This is a genomic window from Spirosoma panaciterrae DSM 21099, from assembly GCF_000374025.1.
Classification (GTDB): domain Bacteria; phylum Bacteroidota; class Bacteroidia; order Cytophagales; family Spirosomataceae; genus Spirosoma; species Spirosoma panaciterrae.
Genome location: NZ_KB893228.1, coordinates 207,615 through 224,312, shown reverse-complemented (window position 1 = coordinate 224,312; position 16,698 = coordinate 207,615). Strand labels below are relative to the sequence as shown.

At 48.7% G+C, this 16,698-nt stretch carries 16 protein-coding genes; 12 read left to right on the top strand and 4 right to left on the bottom strand.

What is annotated here, in order from left to right; translation table 11 throughout:
* Window positions 1-9 precede the first annotated feature (9 nt).
* From B153_RS0130440 to B153_RS0130425, 4 genes are all read left to right on the top strand, one after another.
* The gene (locus tag B153_RS0130440; protein ID WP_020600539.1) at window positions 10-627 is read left to right on the top strand and encodes a riboflavin synthase; all 618 of its coding nucleotides are present in this window, start codon (window positions 10-12) and stop codon (window positions 625-627) included.
* A 62-nt stretch (window positions 628-689) separates the two neighbouring features.
* Complete coding sequence (locus B153_RS0130435) at window positions 690-1,463, top strand: PASTA domain-containing protein (protein ID WP_020600538.1); 774 nt, start codon at window positions 690-692, stop codon at window positions 1,461-1,463.
* Between the two features lie 23 nt (window positions 1,464-1,486).
* Complete coding sequence (locus tag B153_RS0130430; RefSeq protein WP_020600537.1) at window positions 1,487-3,457, top strand: T9SS type A sorting domain-containing protein; 1,971 nt, start codon at window positions 1,487-1,489, stop codon at window positions 3,455-3,457.
* An 81-nt stretch (window positions 3,458-3,538) separates the two neighbouring features.
* Complete coding sequence (locus tag B153_RS0130425) at window positions 3,539-3,832, top strand: rhodanese-like domain-containing protein (protein WP_026262573.1); 294 nt, start codon at window positions 3,539-3,541, stop codon at window positions 3,830-3,832.
* Window positions 3,833-3,891: 59 nt separating this feature from the next.
* Here B153_RS0130425 and miaA read toward each other — a convergent pair whose 3' ends face one another.
* A complete protein-coding gene (miaA, locus tag B153_RS0130420; RefSeq protein ID WP_040762372.1) occupies window positions 3,892-4,788 on the bottom strand; it encodes a tRNA (adenosine(37)-N6)-dimethylallyltransferase MiaA in 897 nt (298 codons plus the stop codon).
* Window positions 4,789-5,234: 446 nt separating this feature from the next.
* Between miaA and B153_RS37025 the strand changes: the two genes are divergently transcribed.
* A complete protein-coding gene (locus B153_RS37025) occupies window positions 5,235-5,573 on the top strand; it encodes a winged helix-turn-helix transcriptional regulator (protein WP_020600534.1) in 339 nt (112 codons plus the stop codon).
* 61 nt (window positions 5,574-5,634) lie between these two features.
* Window positions 5,635-6,249 carry a PliI family lysozyme inhibitor of I-type lysozyme gene (locus B153_RS0130410; protein ID WP_020600533.1) on the top strand — a complete coding sequence of 205 codons (615 nt, stop codon included), beginning with the start codon at window positions 5,635-5,637 and terminating at the stop codon, window positions 6,247-6,249.
* Between the two features lie 68 nt (window positions 6,250-6,317).
* Here B153_RS0130410 and B153_RS0130405 read toward each other — a convergent pair whose 3' ends face one another.
* Both B153_RS0130405 and B153_RS0130400 read right to left on the bottom strand, forming a co-directional pair.
* The gene (locus B153_RS0130405) at window positions 6,318-7,115 is read right to left on the bottom strand and encodes an outer membrane beta-barrel protein (RefSeq protein ID WP_020600532.1); all 798 of its coding nucleotides are present in this window, start codon (window positions 7,113-7,115) and stop codon (window positions 6,318-6,320) included.
* A 4-nt stretch (window positions 7,116-7,119) separates the two neighbouring features.
* Entirely contained in the window at window positions 7,120-8,445 is a 1,326-nt protein-coding gene (locus B153_RS0130400; protein WP_020600531.1) for an SGNH/GDSL hydrolase family protein, read from the bottom strand.
* Window positions 8,446-8,659: 214 nt separating this feature from the next.
* On the opposite strand from B153_RS0130400, the gene lysM reads away from it, so the two are divergent.
* The 6 genes from lysM (at window position 8,660) to B153_RS0130370 (ending at window position 15,782) form a co-directional block, all read left to right on the top strand.
* The gene (gene lysM / locus B153_RS0130395; RefSeq protein ID WP_020600530.1) at window positions 8,660-9,127 is read left to right on the top strand and encodes a peptidoglycan-binding protein LysM; all 468 of its coding nucleotides are present in this window, start codon (window positions 8,660-8,662) and stop codon (window positions 9,125-9,127) included.
* Between the two features lie 162 nt (window positions 9,128-9,289).
* Entirely contained in the window at window positions 9,290-10,201 is a 912-nt protein-coding gene (locus B153_RS0130390) for a DUF937 domain-containing protein (RefSeq protein WP_020600529.1), read from the top strand.
* Window positions 10,202-10,420: 219 nt separating this feature from the next.
* Window positions 10,421-11,305 carry a S1 family peptidase gene (locus B153_RS0130385; protein WP_020600528.1) on the top strand — a complete coding sequence of 295 codons (885 nt, stop codon included), beginning with the start codon at window positions 10,421-10,423 and terminating at the stop codon, window positions 11,303-11,305.
* Between the two features lie 130 nt (window positions 11,306-11,435).
* Window positions 11,436-12,521 (top strand): M20 family metallo-hydrolase, encoded by a 1,086-nt coding sequence (locus B153_RS0130380; protein WP_026262571.1) that lies wholly within the window; start codon window positions 11,436-11,438, stop codon window positions 12,519-12,521.
* Between the two features lie 83 nt (window positions 12,522-12,604).
* The gene (locus B153_RS0130375; RefSeq protein ID WP_020600526.1) at window positions 12,605-13,948 is read left to right on the top strand and encodes an alpha-L-fucosidase; all 1,344 of its coding nucleotides are present in this window, start codon (window positions 12,605-12,607) and stop codon (window positions 13,946-13,948) included.
* A gap of 85 nt (window positions 13,949-14,033) precedes the next feature.
* Window positions 14,034-15,782 (top strand): glycoside hydrolase family 9 protein, encoded by a 1,749-nt coding sequence (locus tag B153_RS0130370; protein ID WP_020600525.1) that lies wholly within the window; start codon window positions 14,034-14,036, stop codon window positions 15,780-15,782.
* 62 nt (window positions 15,783-15,844) lie between these two features.
* Here B153_RS0130370 and B153_RS0130365 read toward each other — a convergent pair whose 3' ends face one another.
* The gene (locus B153_RS0130365; protein ID WP_020600524.1) at window positions 15,845-16,600 is read right to left on the bottom strand and encodes an SDR family NAD(P)-dependent oxidoreductase; all 756 of its coding nucleotides are present in this window, start codon (window positions 16,598-16,600) and stop codon (window positions 15,845-15,847) included.
* Window positions 16,601-16,698: the final 98 nt, after the last annotated feature.

Genomic DNA, 16,698 nt, shown 5'->3' with positions numbered 1-16,698 from the left:
ATTGACTTTATGTTTACAGGTATTGTTGAAACAACCGGCACTATATCGGCCATCGAATCGGAAGGAACAAACCTTACGTTCCGATTGGAGTCAGGCATGGCCTCCGAATTGAAAATTGATCAGAGTGTCAGCCATAACGGCGTCTGCCTGACGGTCACCAGTGTGAGCGATGGGAGTTATACCGTTACGGCTGTTGACGAAACCCTCAGGAAAACCAACCTTGGTCAGTTGAAAGTAGGTGATCGAGTCAATCTGGAACGTTGTATGCCTGCCCATGGACGATTTGATGGGCATATTGTTCAGGGGCATGTCGATCAGACGGGTGTATGTACCCATGTGCAGGATATGAACGGAAGCTGGCTGTTCGATTTTCAGTATGAACCCGATGAGTCCGGGAATATTACGGTCGAGAAAGGGTCGATTTGTATCAATGGGGTTAGTTTAACCGTTTTCAATTCGCAGCCCGATCGTTTTCGGGTCACCATCATTCCGTACACATACGAGCATACAACCTTCCGCGACCTTGCAGTGGGAGCCAAGGTCAACCTTGAGTTCGATATTGTCGGAAAGTATATCAAAAAAATGCTGGGAAACGCTTATTTTGTAGCTGGCGACGTAGTAAAGTGAGCATTTCTCACTACGCTGGCGTTTTCTGTACTTACTTTATTAACCCGACTTATACCTCCTGAATGATCAAGATCAGCACCCGTACCGTCTCTGACCTGCTGATTCAAATTGGCATTATCGCATCCCTGCTGGTCGTTTTGTTCCTGGGGTTTTTCTTTGTTTACCTACCTTTTACGACTAATCACGGGCAAACGATAACGGTGCCCGATGTAACCAAGCTTAGCTTCGAAGAAATGCAGAACCTACTCGAAGATCGAGGGCTTCGTTACGAAATAGATTCTGCATATGTAGCTGGCTGGCAGCCCCTAACGGTTTTTCAGCAATACCCACGGCCCAATGCCAAGGTAAAAGAAGGGCGAAAAATATACATAACACTTATCAAGCGTACGGCACCTATGGTATCCATGCCTAATCTGCAGGATTTAACCCTTCGGAGTGCCGAGCTAAATCTGAAATCTCTTGGCCTTGAAAAGGGCGAAACAACGTATGTGCCTGATGTAGCGAAAAATTCGGTGCTTCGGCAACTGTATAATGGTAAAGAAATTGCACCCGGTACGCCCGTACCAAAGGGCGCGATGATCGATCTTGAGGTTGGTGATGGGCTGGGAAGTACGATGTTTGAGGTACCCAACGTTGTAGGGTTACCGCTCGACGAAGCCAAGCTGACCATTCAGGGGTCAAATCTGAAAGTCGGCACGATTATTTCTGTTGAAGACCCGGAGAAGGAAGTTGGAACAGTGGTTCGGCAACGACCCGAAGCCCGGTCTGGTGAACGCATTCGCGTTGGTGAAGCAATGGATTTGTGGGTCGTGGGTCCAGTTGAGCCGGATCAATAAACGCTTTCCGGTACGAATGCTAAATGAGAATTTCGTTACGTAGTCTGCTATACATAGCTGTTTCCCGTCAATTTTTTTGCGGCCTGTTGCTGGTTGCCTGCAACTTATTTGGCCAGGATATCCGCGCCCAAAACTCCTTGTCGCTTCCTTTTTTTGATGATTTTGCTTCGGCAGCTGCCCGTTCGGGATCAACTCAGCCCGATCCGGCTCGCTGGGTAGCCGGTAGTGGGGTTTATATCAATAATACGATGGCCATCGGTCATCCGACGATCAATGTCGCCACCTTCGATGGCCTACAGGCCAACGGTCGCCCTTACGTGCGAAATGCGGCATTAGAACAAGGGTATACGGATACGCTCGAATCCAGACCGATCAATCTGGCCGGGCTTACTACCAGCAGTGGGGTATTTCTGAGCTTTTACTGGCAGGCAAAGGGGCTGGGCGAACTGCCTGATCCGGGAGCGCTTCAAATTCAGCGGCCCGACACCTCGACCACAAAGCGATCACCTTACGACAAACCATACGTCGATGCAAGTGGTGTCTCGCGGTGGATTCACATCGATACGCTGGTAATTCAAACGGCCGATTCGCTGACGGTACAGTTTAAAGATGCGGCCGGTAGCTGGAAAACGATTTGGGCAAAGGCTGGTGGGCAGGCCGATACCGTGTTTAGTCAGGCATTTGTTCAGGTTCCTGCCAATTACCTGCATGGTTCTTTTGCGTTTCGGTTCCGGACCTATGGGCGTCGTTCCGGACCTTTCGACACCTGGAATATCGATTATGTGTATTTGAACAAAGGGCGTAATGCGAACGATAAGGAAATGATCGACATTGCGACACAACAGGCGTTGACTCCCTTGCTGAAACGGTATACAGCCATGCCCATGGCGCAGTTTAAAGTGAAGGGGCAGGCCGAACTAGCCGATACGGTGAGCACTGTCATTAACAACCTGATCAATAACCCGACCCCTACACCGCATCGGTTTATTGTACGGGATGAGCTAACGGGCAATCTGTTGCAGAATAGCATTACGGCGCCTACGTTTGTCAACGGCTTTCAGCGCCGAACTGTAAAGCCAACCGTAACGGTTGATCTGACGCAGCCTAAAGTGTCGTTACGCTATGAAATCGATTTGGAAACGGCCGATGCTCAAAACCCGATTTTCAGCGCCAATCCGAAAACGCTGCTCAGCAACGATACCATTTCATCAGTAGCTGTGCTCGATAATTATTATGCTTACGATGATGGGGCCTGGGAATATGCCTACCAAATCCGGCAGCGTGAGCAGGTAGCCGTTCGGTTTGCTCTGAACAAGCCCGATACGGTTGGCGCAGTCAGAGCCTGTCTGGTCCCTTTCACAACCGATCAAACAGGCCAGTCGTTTGTGTTGACCATTTACGGTAATAACAAAGGAAAGCCTGGAATCGCCTTGTATCAGCAATCGTTTACGATGCAATATCCTTCAACCCGGAATGGATTTGTCGATTATAAGTTTACAAAAAATGTGATCGTACAGGATACCTTTTATGTGGGCTATCAGCAGATTGCCAGCGCAGATACAAGTTTATTACGGATTGGATTTGACAAGAATAGCCCGTTTGGCGAAAATATATTCTATAATGGAGGAGCCAACTGGGAGCAGAATCTACGCAAGGATAATACGGGTAAACCCATTGGAGCCTTCCAGATAAACGGCGCTTTTATGCTTCGGCCTGTGATGGATAAAAAAGGGATACTGACCCCCACCACAGAACCCGAGCCGTTAAGCCTGCTTCAGACTTACCCGAACCCAACTACCGGCCTGATTCGCTGGGACAACACCAGGCTCACTCGCCTGGATGTACTCAATATAGGTGGACAAACCTTATTGTCAGTCGAACCAAGTCGGGGTCAACAAACGTTAGATCTTAGTCACCTTCCCGACGGCCTCTACTTGATTCGTCTTTTCGTCGACCAGCGGGCAGTGGTACAGAAATTAATTATTCAACATTAAATCAAGTCATTGGTCGATGGTCATTCGTTGTCAGTTAGGGATAACGTACGGGTGGCTACCGACTGCTGACCATCGATGATTATGGATATTACCGTACAGGAACTGAAAGAACGGCTTGAGAAAGGCGAAACGCTCAATGTGATCGATGTGCGCGAACCACATGAATATGAAGCCGACAACATTGGTGTCCGACTGATTCCACTTGGTGATCTGCCCTATAATCTGGACGAGATCGAAGACCTGCAGGATGAAGAGGTGATTGTTCTGTGCCGTTCTGGTAAACGGAGTGGTATGGCCCAGCAAATACTGGAACAGAATGGATTCAATAACGTCCGTAATGTAATTGGTGGCATGCTGGCCTATCGGGCACAGTAGATGATACAATTAGATGTATGATGTATGATGTATGATGTATGATGTGTACACACCCTATATCATACATCATACATCATACACCTAATCACTTTTTCTTCATCATCGGGGGCTACCCAGATATAGTTTCCCTGGTTTCGAAACCAGGTTAGCTGCCGCTTGGCATAACGTCGGGAGTTGCGTTTGAGCAGACGCACCATTTCATCGTAATCGTACGTTCCTTCCAGATAAGGAAATACTTCCTGATAGCCTACCGTTTGCAAGGCCGGTAAATCGCGGTAGGGTGTAAGCGTACGAACTTCATCAACCAGGCCAGCATCAAGCATGGCCTCCATACGAGCGTCAATACGGGCATATAATTCGTCGCGTGGGCGTTCAAGAGCAACCATAACTGGCTGAAATGGACGCTCGGCTACCTGCCTGCGCCGGAACGACGAATACGGTTGGCCAGTCGACAAACATACTTCAAGGGCTCTGGTTACCCGAATCGGGTTCTGCAAGTCGGCCGTTTCGGCATAAACCGGATCTAACAGACGTAACTCCTGCTGAAGTGTGGATAACCCTTCTCTTTGCAGACGGCTCAGCAAACGTTCACGCAGTGTTGGATCTACTACGGGCATATCGTCGAGGCCAAAACAAACAGCGTTGATATATAAACCAGTCCCGCCCGATAAAATCACGACATCTTTTTGTTGAAACAAGTCGGCTAATACAGCCAGGCATTCCCGTTCATATCGGCCAGCGTTTACGGCATCCGTAATGGAATGAGAGTTGATAAAATGATGCCGAACACCATCCATTTCGTCCGATGTCGGTTTCGCCGTACCAATGTTCAGTTCACGATATAGCTGGCGAGAATCGGCCGATACGACATCCGTCTGTAATCGTTTTGCCAATCGAACACACAGGGCCGTTTTGCCAACGGCTGTTGGTCCGGCTATCACAAGCAATGTTTTCACAAAATCATTCTTAGAGGTTATTTCTGCTGAGCAGGGAGACAAGGCAGCCTCGAACGGTAGCTCCATATTCTTATGCAAAGAAAACAGCTACGCTTGTTCTGGACACTATTGTATAGAAGTTTGATGGATCAGAAGAGAGGCTAATAAACACTTAGGTCGTAAAGAGATCAAAGTCAAATCCAGGTATATCAATTATATTCTGCTGGAAGGGAATTATGGACATAGATTTTACAGTTTTATCCTCATAGGACCATATGCTAACAATTTGTGCGTTAATTTTTGTGTTGACTAACAAAGAGTTACTGTATGCGATTTAAGCTCAAATAATTTGGCAAAATATAGTTTGTAGTGCAGATTAAATTAAAATATCTATATTTGCTCATGACGTTGCAAGTGCCTTTTAATCAGTAAGTTAACTAACCAAAAGGTTAGTAATAAGATTCCTCATGAACGAACCAATAAACGCTCCCAAGCCCCACTTTTTTAACCATACAGCCCTGAAGAAAACATTAGATATCATTTGTGGAAAGTGGCGGTTATATATTATTTATCAAATTGGTACCGAGGCCCGGCGGTATGGCGAGCTTAGGCGCATGATTCCTGAAGTGAGCGAGAAAGTTTTGATACAGGAACTTAAAGCACTGGTCGAGTTGGGCGTTATCGAAAAAAAGTCTTACAACGAAGTGCCGCCACGGGTTGAATATAGTCTTACCGCAAAAACTTTGCACATCTTTCCTCACTTGCTGGAGTTAACGTCTATTGGTGAAGCGTTTCTGAATCCCTGACCAGTGAATTCAACTATTTTTGAATTCGCGTCGTTATGAATTGACAACGTCAGCGGATTCAATGGGTATACAAGTAGGTTGTCTGTTTCTGGGTTTATTGGGGCTTCTCCAACTGGGGCAAGGCAGGCTACAGCAGGTGGCTACGAAATTGTATTCAACCGATGGGGCAACTTGTACAGGGAATCCGTTGATCGTAGCCCCCCAGTACAGCAAGCAACTACGTTTTAATATTTACACCTTTTCGGTTACAGCTTCCGATACAGGACGTGTACGGCAAGCCACCATTAAAGCGTACCGGGGCGAATTGCTGCTTACCAATTTTCAGGTGCGGGTAGATGGGGCCGTTGTTGGTGCTGAAGTGGCCGACCTGGATGGGAATCGGTTTCCTGAATTATACCTGTATAGCACCAGCTATGGGAGCGGTTCGTTTGGTCGGGTGTATGCCTGGCAGTTTCTACCCGAGCGAAAAGCCGATATTACAATCCCAAACTGGCAATTGACCGCTGCTGCCGGGTATATGGGGCACGATAGCCTTTGGGTAGAACAGAGTATTTTGTGTAGAAAGTATCCGGTTTATCAGGATGGCGATGCAAATGCAGAGCCTTCGGGTGGTTATCGTATGATGCGTTACCAACTGCAGCCTTCGGGTTTAAACTACGCACTGATTGCCGAATGATCGATAGGCATCAGTCGATAGCAGTATCTGGAAATCAATACAAACTATCGACCAATGGCTACCCGCTATCAGAATACCCTAAAGCCGAGCGAAACGGTAGCTATTCCCAGAAATCCCTTAATGCTGCTGTCTTTATAAACCCCTCCAACGGGGGCAGCATACCGAACATCGACGTCCAGAAACGGCAATGGTGTATAGCCTACACCCAACTCCAGAGCGTACGTAAAATCTTTTACTTCCAGGTTCTGGGCCTCATATTTATTGAGCAGGTTGGTTGTGCCTGTTGTCGCTGGAATATCAGTTTGCGGGAAATTGATGGTCGAATTGGCGTTAATGGCCCCACTAGTGGTTCGATTGGCTTCTGCTTTCTGGACGAAAATGAAGTTAGGTCCGGCATACCCGCGAAGCTTTCCATTCATCCAGCGTTTTCCGATCAGAACGGGTACATCCACGGCTTCCAGAATAGATTCAGAAACTACATTTAATGAGGCATTCAATAAGCCTGGCTGTACACTTACCGGCAAGGCATTGGCAAGGGCTGCATTGGCATTTACATCGACGGTAATGGCTGCTTTCTGTTTCAATACGAAACGGTTGTAAGTTACTTCGGCCTGAATGAAGAACGTCTCAAAATTCTTTCGAGCCCATAGACCTCCGGAATACCCATACCCAATACCATTGTTTTTATTTTCCAGGTCAGGTACTTTAACGCTACCTATCGTTTGACCCGGAACCGTGGTAAAACCATGCGTAAACGTTCCTCCTCCTTTGATTCCGAGTTCGATACTACGGCCAGAAGTCTGCGCCATTATTACCGATGTGGTCAGGCTGAGTAACAGAGCGAATGAAAGCGGGTAAAATCTCATAGATTTATTGTTGCAGCAACACCCGACGGTAGTTGGCTGGATTGACCTGAGGAATAGTTGAACCGTATTTCGTATTTATGCCTTTTATGATTTCGTTGGCTACCATAGCATAGCCGGCGGGGGTCAGGTGAATACCATCCAGGCTGAAAACACCTCCCTGAATGAAGACCGTCGAATATGTAATGCCATTAAGTTTGTAGCCGCCGGTTTGTGCCAGTTGCTGAAAAATAGGGTTTACATCGACGTAGACCAGCCCTTTGGCATCGGCCTGGGTTTTCATAATGGTATTGAATTCATTGATGCGCGTGTTCAGCGTGCTTACTTCACTGGCGTCCAGCACATACTGGTCAGGTACCGGATTGGATGCGCTAAGCCCAACCCCTTTGGCAATGAAGCTGTTAAGAACTGAGGCAATAGAAAGTAAAAAATAATCACCCGCTCCTGACAGGCGTACGCCCCCGGGAGCCGATTTAGAGCTGATTGCCAGTCCTGATAGCCCCTGTACCTTCAGCAACGCATTGATCTGATCGGTAGCGGTCGTAAAATAAGGAGTCATTGTAACGGTAGGAATACCGATCACGACACCCTTCCGACCGCCTTCGGTCAGTTTGTTCATGATGGCCGTAAAGTTTGTCGTGAAGAGCGTCGTAGAAGTCAGGTTATCGGCGCTTACCCCACCGGCCAAGGCATACCCCAGTGCATCGTTGTTGCCCAACCAGCAGGTAAAGAACGTGGCTCCGTTCAGATTATCACTGGCATACTGGAAATAAGTGGTTGAGCTTTGGTCGGGCAGCAGGCGCTCGAAGTACGGGTTTCCTAGAGAGGAACCATAACCCGGCGACAGCAGATCGGCCATCCGGATGCCAGGAACGCCCAGATTCTGATTCGTACCTGTAAATTTAGTGTAGAGTGGGCCGCCACCACCCGGGCTTGTACCTCGAATGGCCGCTGGCGCTACCTGCCCTAATGAACTGGCCAGTGAAGTTGGATCGGATGGATTCGGTACTTTAACCAACTTGATATAACCGGACCCGGCAGCCTGTGCCTCCGAGAATAGGGGCTGGATAAAATCGCCCCCACCCACTGTTTTGAACTGACCTGCCAGAATGTTCGGATATGAATTGAGCTGACTGTCGCGATAAAGTCCATTGTCGGCGTAGCCAGAGGTTAAGGAATTTCCTACAGCCACATATTTCGTAAAATCAGCCGAACCTTTAGTCGGAGTCCCTGTGCTTGATCCATTCGGATCAATGTCATTATTCGTACAGGCATTTATACTAACCACTACGGTTACTATAAGTGCCCATCGAAATCGGCTAGCAGCATGCATTCGGGTGTATAGTTTATTTGAATAATAAGAAATTGTAAAAAAAGAACGTAAAAGTAACGGCTTTCTGTTACCAGACGACTCATTCTGCGTCAAATGCAAATGATAGACCGGAAGGTAGTAAACAAACCAATATCCACAACTGTTGTTTGTCTGAGATGGGTTCGCGTACTTGCCAACCATTACTGCATGTTTCATTTTAAATCATTCTAAACCAATGGGTCTTTTATCGTTTTTCAAAGGAGTAGGCGAAAAAATTTTTCACAAAGAGGAAGCTGCCCCTGATCCAGTTCAGGCAGAGAAAGTAGAACCCGTTCGGGCTCAGGCGTTACTCGACCATGTAAAGAAGCTTGGATTGGCCTATAATAGCCTGACTGTAAAAACCAAAGGCGATACGGTTACCATATCGGGGTCGGTAAAAACTCAGGAAGATGCTGAGAAAATTGCACTGGCTGTGGGTAACGTTGAGGGAGTATCGGCTGTTGATAACCAGCTCACCGTAGACACACCAGCTCCTGAAGGAAAATACTACACCGTAAAATCGGGAGATTCACTGTCGAAAATTGCGAAGGAGGTATATGGCGATCCGATGAAATACGGAATCATCTTCGAAGCCAACAAACCGATGTTGAGCGATCCTGACAAAATCTATCCCGACCAGGTTCTGCGGATTCCGCAACTGTAAAACCGGGCTCTAAATTCAGCTAAGTATAGGGCTGTCGGGTTAGGCTGTTGTTATTAATAGATCAACAGCCTAACCCGGCAGCCCTATAAATTTATAAATGCCTGACAAAAAGAACATTTCGGCCTAAGCGTGGTTGTATTGATCTCAACGTACGATTAACTCATGGCCGTTCATTTAATTTCATATCTGAGAGAACAGTTCACCCCCGCTGTAATTGACCAGTTTGGCAGTGAACTAAACGAATCGTCGGCTACGATCCAGAACGTTATCGGTGGTGTTTTGCCAACGCTTTTGGGCGGACTTACTCGCCGGGTTCAGGCTACGGGTGGGGCCGCTTCTCTTATTCATTTTTTAGATAAAAGTGATTACCGAAACACACCGCTAGATCTGAGCCAGGTGACGGGTAACCCGTTAGTGACCGCCGAGAACACAGCGCCCGGGCGTGATTTTCTGGAGCATATTTTTGACGATAAGCTTACCAAAGTTACTGAACTCATTAGCCTGTACAGTGGTGCTAAACCGCAGTCAGTGCTGGAAGTACTGACGCAGACTGGTACCATTCTGATGGGGGTTCTGGGGCGTCAGGAGCAGGAAAAAGGCTTGACCACAGAAGGGCTACAAACCCTGTTACTGGGCCAGGCTACGGAATTTCGTCAGATGCTGCCCAAAGAACTGGATGGGGTAGGGGGCCTCCTGGGGTTCGACGAACTTGTAACCCCCAACGGTCCACAAACTGACGTGCAGGGTACAGACAACTTCAGCAATAACGTCATTAATCCAAACATTCCGAAAAGTCCTGAAGGGGATCGTCGTCACGAAAACGTGCGCTGGTTGCGCTGGGCCATGATAGCCATCGCTGTACTGGTTCTAGCGCTTTTAATTCAGAAATGCAGCCAAAATCAGAACGGTATCGATGGGGTTAGTACGGATTCGACCCGAACGGTAGAGTCAAACGCAATGGAAGACACATCGGCCGCCACCAAACAGAGTATTGAAGATGCGAATGGTCAAGTGACCGACTCAACAGCCTCAGGACCGCTTGGTATACGGGACTCTTCGGGGCTAAACCGCTAAACATCGGTAGTCGAGCACCGGCATCAACGCCCTAAATGCGCCCAGGCGGACTTCTGCTGATTGGGTCGTTGCCAGAGAGAGCTGTTGGGCCGGTCGAGGTGGAGGTAAAAGTCAAAAATAAATAGAATGGGTTAGTGATTGGGTGCCTGAGTGCGTTTGTATTGGTTAACTTGCAGCCTTATTTGCGTACTTGTACCATAACCGATTTACTGACGTATTATGTTTGTTGACGCCATAGAACGCGTTGATTTATTTACCCGCCCGTTGCATTCGATTGTCCGGCTGTATGGGCATGATGGCATTATACCCGGAACGGCTACCTTGTTTTTTGTGAATGAAGAAGCGTGCGCCATAACCTGCAAACACGTAGCCGACTTAGTGGCGCAGGCAGATGCCATTTTTCAAAACTACCGTGAGTTTCAGGGGGCCCGCCGGGATGTGCTTCGGGAGAAGAATGCGAATCACCTGATTAGCCAGCTCGAGACAAAATTCAAACTAAGTCCGGACGCCATTATTCGCATTCGAAATAATTTTATTGGGTGTGTTGATCAGTTTCAGCGACTGAACATATACCGACATCCGACTCAGGATCTGGCACTACTTCGGTTTGAAGGCTACAAACGTATACTTTATAGCTCCTATGCTACATTTCTGGGCGATACATCGCGTATAAAACCGGGCCGTAGTTTGTGTAGACTGGGTTATCCATTTCCTGAGTTTACAAACTTTCGGTACAATCCATCCATTGACGACATTGAATGGTATGTTGTCGGGCGAGCGTCATCGCCGTCGTTTCCGATCGACGGTATCGTCACTCGTTTGACGGTGGATAATCGGGGGCTTCCCGGTATCGAGATGAGTACGCCCGGGTTGCGTGGCCAGAGTGGCGGCCCGCTTTTCGATATGAACGGGCTTATTTTTGGTATGCAGTCGGCTACCAGCCACCTCCATCTTGGATTCGACATCGAAGACCACGAAGTACTGGTCAATGGCCGGAAACGGCGGGTTTCGAACTACCCATTTCTGAATGTAGGCCGCTGCGTACACGTCGACGTAATCAAAGCGTTTTTGCGGGAAAAAGGGGTAAAATATTACGAAGGCTAGTCAGAACATACGTACGGGCATCTGGTCGGATCGATCTCGGTCTTGATAAGAATCATCTATGCAGTATCTGGCTGATTCTGGCTGCTTATCAACCATTGGTCGTATCTTTGAGTGGCCAATGCTCTTTTCTATGTCTCAGCTAACCGCGAATAACCCCACGCAGGCTACTCTTTCGGCAGAAGCTCTCGCTTTGCTCAAACGACTGATTGCCACCCCTTCATTCAGTCGGGAAGAGGCCCAGACAGCGGCTCTTATCGAAGCCTTTTTTCAGGAAAAACAGATTCCTTATCAACGTCTGAAAAACAACGTGTGGGCTCAGAATCAATACTTTGATCCGGCTAAGCCAACATTGCTGCTGAATTCGCATCACGATACGGTTAAACCCAATAAATCCTGGACGCTAGACCCGTTTACCCCTCTGGAGGAGGACGGGAAATTGTTTGGCCTGGGAAGTAATGATGCAGGCGGTTGTCTGGTATCGCTGCTGGCAACCTTTGTCTATTTTTACAGTCGCCCGGATATGGCGTACAATGTGGTGATAGCGGCCACGGCCGAAGAAGAAATTTCGGGGCGTGATGGCCTGGAACTGATATTGCCGCTATTGCCACCCATTGATTTTGCAATTGTGGGCGAACCGACCGAAATGCAGTTGGCGATTGCCGAAAAAGGATTGCTCGTGCTCGATTGTACAGCACACGGGGTAAGTGGGCATGCGGCTCGTAATGAAGGCGAAAATGCGATCTACAAAGCCATCCAGGATATTAACTGGTTGACAACTTATCAGTTCCCCAAAGTATCGCCAACGTTAGGGCCAATCAAGCTATCGGTTACCATCATCAATGCCGGAACGCAGCATAACGTGGTACCGGATACCTGTACCTACACCATCGATGTTCGGGTTACGGAGCAGTACACACTTGAAGACGTGATCGAAACCATCCAGTCGCACATTCAGGCAGAAGTAAAGCCACGTTCGATCCGGCTGAAACCATCCAGTATACCCGCCGATCACCCGATTGTGAAGGCGGGGCTGGCACTTGGGCGACATACATATGGCTCGCCAACAACCTCCGATCAGGCACTCTTAAGTTGTCCGTCGCTCAAATGTGGCCCCGGACACTCGGGGCGTTCTCACTCGGCCGACGAATTTATTTATCTGCGTGAAATTGCCGAAGGCGTACAAGGCTACATTCAGATGCTGGAACAAGTGGTGTAAATGCAGTGACCTCAGCGTTTAGCGATTATTTTTGGGTACTTTTATAGCCAAAAATAATCGCTGGTTACTAGTTCTATTCGTTTATGCGTCATTCTTTTTTTACGGGTTTCATAGTGTTATTGAGCGTAGTCATTGCTAATGCACAGCCCAAACCCACCCCCCGCCAACTGGCCTGGCAACCCCTCGAAACCACGGCTTTTCTGCACTTTACAGTCAACACTTTTACGGATAAGGAATGGGGCGACGGGACCGAAAGCCCGGCTATTTTCAATCCTACCAAACTCGATACCCGGCAGTGGATCAAGGCGCTGAAAGACGCTGGTTTTAAAATGGCGATCATAACAGCCAAACACCACGATGGGTTTTGCTTGTGGCCATCCAAAATGACGGAACATTCCGTTAAAAACAGCCCCTGGAAGAACGGAAAAGGCGACGTGGTAAAAGAAGTTGCGGATGCCTGCCGGGAGTTTGGGCTGAAATTCGGCGTATATCTATCGCCCTGGGATCGTCACGAGCCTCGCTATGGTACAGCCGCGTACAACGACTATTACAAAAGCCAGCTTCGGGAGTTACTGACCAACTATGGGCCTGTATCGGAGGTTTGGTTCGACGGAGCTAAAGGTGAAAATGCCAAAGACATGACCTACGATTTTGCCGGTTACTGGGCACTAGTTCGGGAGCTGCAACCGAATGCGGTTATGTTTTCGGATGCCGGACCCGATGTACGCTGGGTAGGAAACGAAGCGGGGAATGCGGGCGAAACCTGCTGGTCGACCATCAATACCGAGGGCCTGGCTCCAGGCGTTGCCGACTCAAAATACCTCAACCGGGGCGATGCCGCCGGAAAACAGTGGGTGCCCGCCGAAACCGACGTATCCATCCGACCCGGCTGGTTTTATCATGCCGCCGAAGATACCAAAGTGCGTTCGGGAAAGAACCTGGTGAATTTGTATTACCAGTCGGTTGGGCGAAATAGTTTGCTGTTGCTAAATGTACCGCCAAATCGTGAAGGCTTATTTTCAGAACCTGACCTGGCCAGTTTGAAAGAGTTTCGGAGTATTCTGGATGAAACCTTCAAGACCAATCTGGTGGTCAAACAGCCCAAGCTAACCGATAAAAAATTGGCTACGTTTACGACCCTGTCGGCCAATCAGCCCCTGGTTATTGAGTTGGGGAAAGAAGCGGAGTTCGACCGGATTTCGATTCAGGAAAATATTGCCAATGGCCAGCGAATTGCCAGTGGTCGGGTCGAGTATTGGAATGGCTCCAATTGGCAACCCATCCAAACCTTTACGACTGTCGGTTATAAACGACTATTACGATTTCCGGCTATAAAATCAACGAAGCTTCGTTTGTTCATTAATAACGCGAATGGACCAGTAGAGTTAGCTGAAGTGGGTGTTTATAAAGCATCGTCGAGGGAGTAAAAAAAGCTCCTGGTCTCCCGGAAAGTTTCGCTTTTCGGGAGATGTATAAACCTCTTACTAGCTGCTGGTGAACGTTCAATCTACCATGGTGCTGACGGCCCTCCTTTTGGGGAACCTGCTAAACGTATCCGCGCAATCTTTATCGGACTCGATTCGGCTCAACCAGCTTGGTTTTTACCCTGGCGCACCCAAGATTGCTATTGTTGTTGGACAGGCATCCGGGGCATTCGAGATCAGAACGCCGGATGGTAAAAAGGTCGTGTTTAAAGGGGGGCTGAGCCTGCCCCGTACAAACGCTATTTCTGGAAAAAAGACGCTCACGGCTGATTTCTCCGTTCTGAAAACGACAGGTACGTTTGTTGTCCATATTCCGGGGGTAGGGCAATCGGCCCCCTTTCGGATTGAACCCGATGTACACCGGGCAGCAGCTATTGGCTCGCTGAAAGGATTTTATTACCAGCGTGTATCCGTTGATTTATCCGCAACCTATGCTGGTAAATGGAGTCGGCCGGCAGGCCATCCCGATACGCGGGTGTTGATTCATCCATCGGCGGCTTCGGCCAGTCGGCCCGTGGGAACGATTATTTCATCCCCCCGTGGCTGGTACGATGCGGGCGATTACAATAAGTATATCGTCAATTCGGGTATTACGATGGGCACGCTTCTGTCACTGTACGAAGATTTTCCGGCCTATTGTCGATCGCTGAAAACAAATATTCCTGAAAGTACGAACGCCATTCCCGATTTGCTGGATGAAACTCTGTGGAATTTACGCTGGATGCTGACCATGCAGGACCCGGCCGATGGCGGTGTGTATCATAAACTCACCAATGCCGGGTTTGATGGCATGGTGATGCCCGATAAAGCCACTAAAGATCGTTACGTTGTTCAGAAGAGTATAACCGCCACGCTCGACTTTGCTGCCGTGATGGCTCAGGCAGCCCGTGTATATAAACCTTTTGTGCGTGAATTGCCCGGGCTAGCCGACTCCTGCCTGACAGCCGCTGAAACAGCCTGGCAATGGGCACAAAAGAACCCGGAGCTGTATTATCGGCAAAACGACATGAACAAACAATTCGACCCCGACGTGACCACCGGAAGCTACGAGGACCGAAACGCCAGCGACGAATGGATTTGGGCGGCTGCTGAATTGTTTGTCACGACGAAAAAGGAGGCTTATGCAACCGCCATAAACCTATTCCCCGACGATAATACACCCCTGCCCGCCTGGCCTCAGGTACGGACGCTGGCCTATTACACCCTGGCTCGCTTTGCTAAAGACAAGGCCGTACAAAATCGAACCGAACTCGTTGCGGCCAGAAAGCATATTCTGAAGCTGGCCGATGAATTGATTGATGGGGCCAACGAACAGGCATTCGGTACGGTTATGGGTAAATCGGCGAAAGATTTTATTTGGGGCAGCAGTTCCGTTGCGGCTAATCAGGGCATTGCCTTGATTCAGGCCTATCGACTCACATCGGATAAAAAATACCTAACCTACGCCCTAACCAATCTTGATTATCTGTTGGGCCGTAATGCTGTTGGCTACTCATTTTTAACGGGTTTTGGGCATAAATCAACCCTGAATCCGCACCACCGCCCTTCGGTAGCCGATGGTATCGAAGCACCTGTGCCGGGTTTGTTGTCGGGTGGTACCAATGCCAATGCCGCCCGGCAGGATAAGTGTTCGGGCTATACGACCACTATCGCCGACGAAGTTTACCTGGATCAGTCCTGCTCGTATGCATCGAACGAAATAGCCATCAACTGGAATGCACCGATGGTGTATCTAACGGCTGCCATCGACGCCTTGCAGCGTGAAATGGGTAAGTAATCAAAAAAAAGCAATACCCATCAAAAGGGTCTAACCTTCTGATGGGTATTGCTTTTGGAAATTTACTGGGCCAGATAACCACCATCGACGGGATAGTAGGAGCCCGTTACAAACGAAGCCTTATCCGACGAAAGCCAGACTACCAGTTCGGCCACTTCTTCTGACCGACCCAATCGACCAATGGGGTGAAGCGCAGCCACTGCCTGACGGGCTTCGTCGGGTAATATGCGCAGCAAAGGTGTGTCGATATAGCCAGGTCCAACCGAATTGATCCGAATGCCTTTCTGGGCGTATTCGATAGCGGCCGTTTGGGTCAAGCCCAGAATACCGTGTTTAGCCGCCACATAACCAGGCGCCGAAGCCGTACCGACCTGCCCCAAAATCGAGGCCATATTGATGATGGAGCCGCCCGTATTCTGGCTAAGGATAGCTTCCAGTTCGTATTTCAGGCAGTAAAAAACACTGTTGAGGTTGATGTTGATGATGTGGTTCCAGCCTTCAATCGAGTAATCGCCAGTCGCATTCATTTCGCCACCAATGCCCGCGTTGTTGAAGGCAATATCAAGTCTGCCAAAGGTCTCGACTGTTTCCTGTACCAACTGGCGGCATTGCGCTGGATCGCCTACATCCGCTTTGAAAAACCGAGCCTTGGCTCCACTCGCCAGTATTTCTTCGGCCACCTGCTGGCCCTGTACCTCATCGACGTCCGACAGCATTACATGTGCGCCATGTTGAGCGTATAAGATGGCGGTAGCTTTGCCAATACCCGAAGCGGCTCCGGTTACCAATGCTGTTTTTCCTGCTAAGTCCTGATCCATAACCTTGTTGTTGGGGAAAGCGTCGTTTAAACACCTTCCATGAATACCTTTAATTCGTGTTGACAATACAAAGGAAGGGCAATGCTTAGGCCGGTATT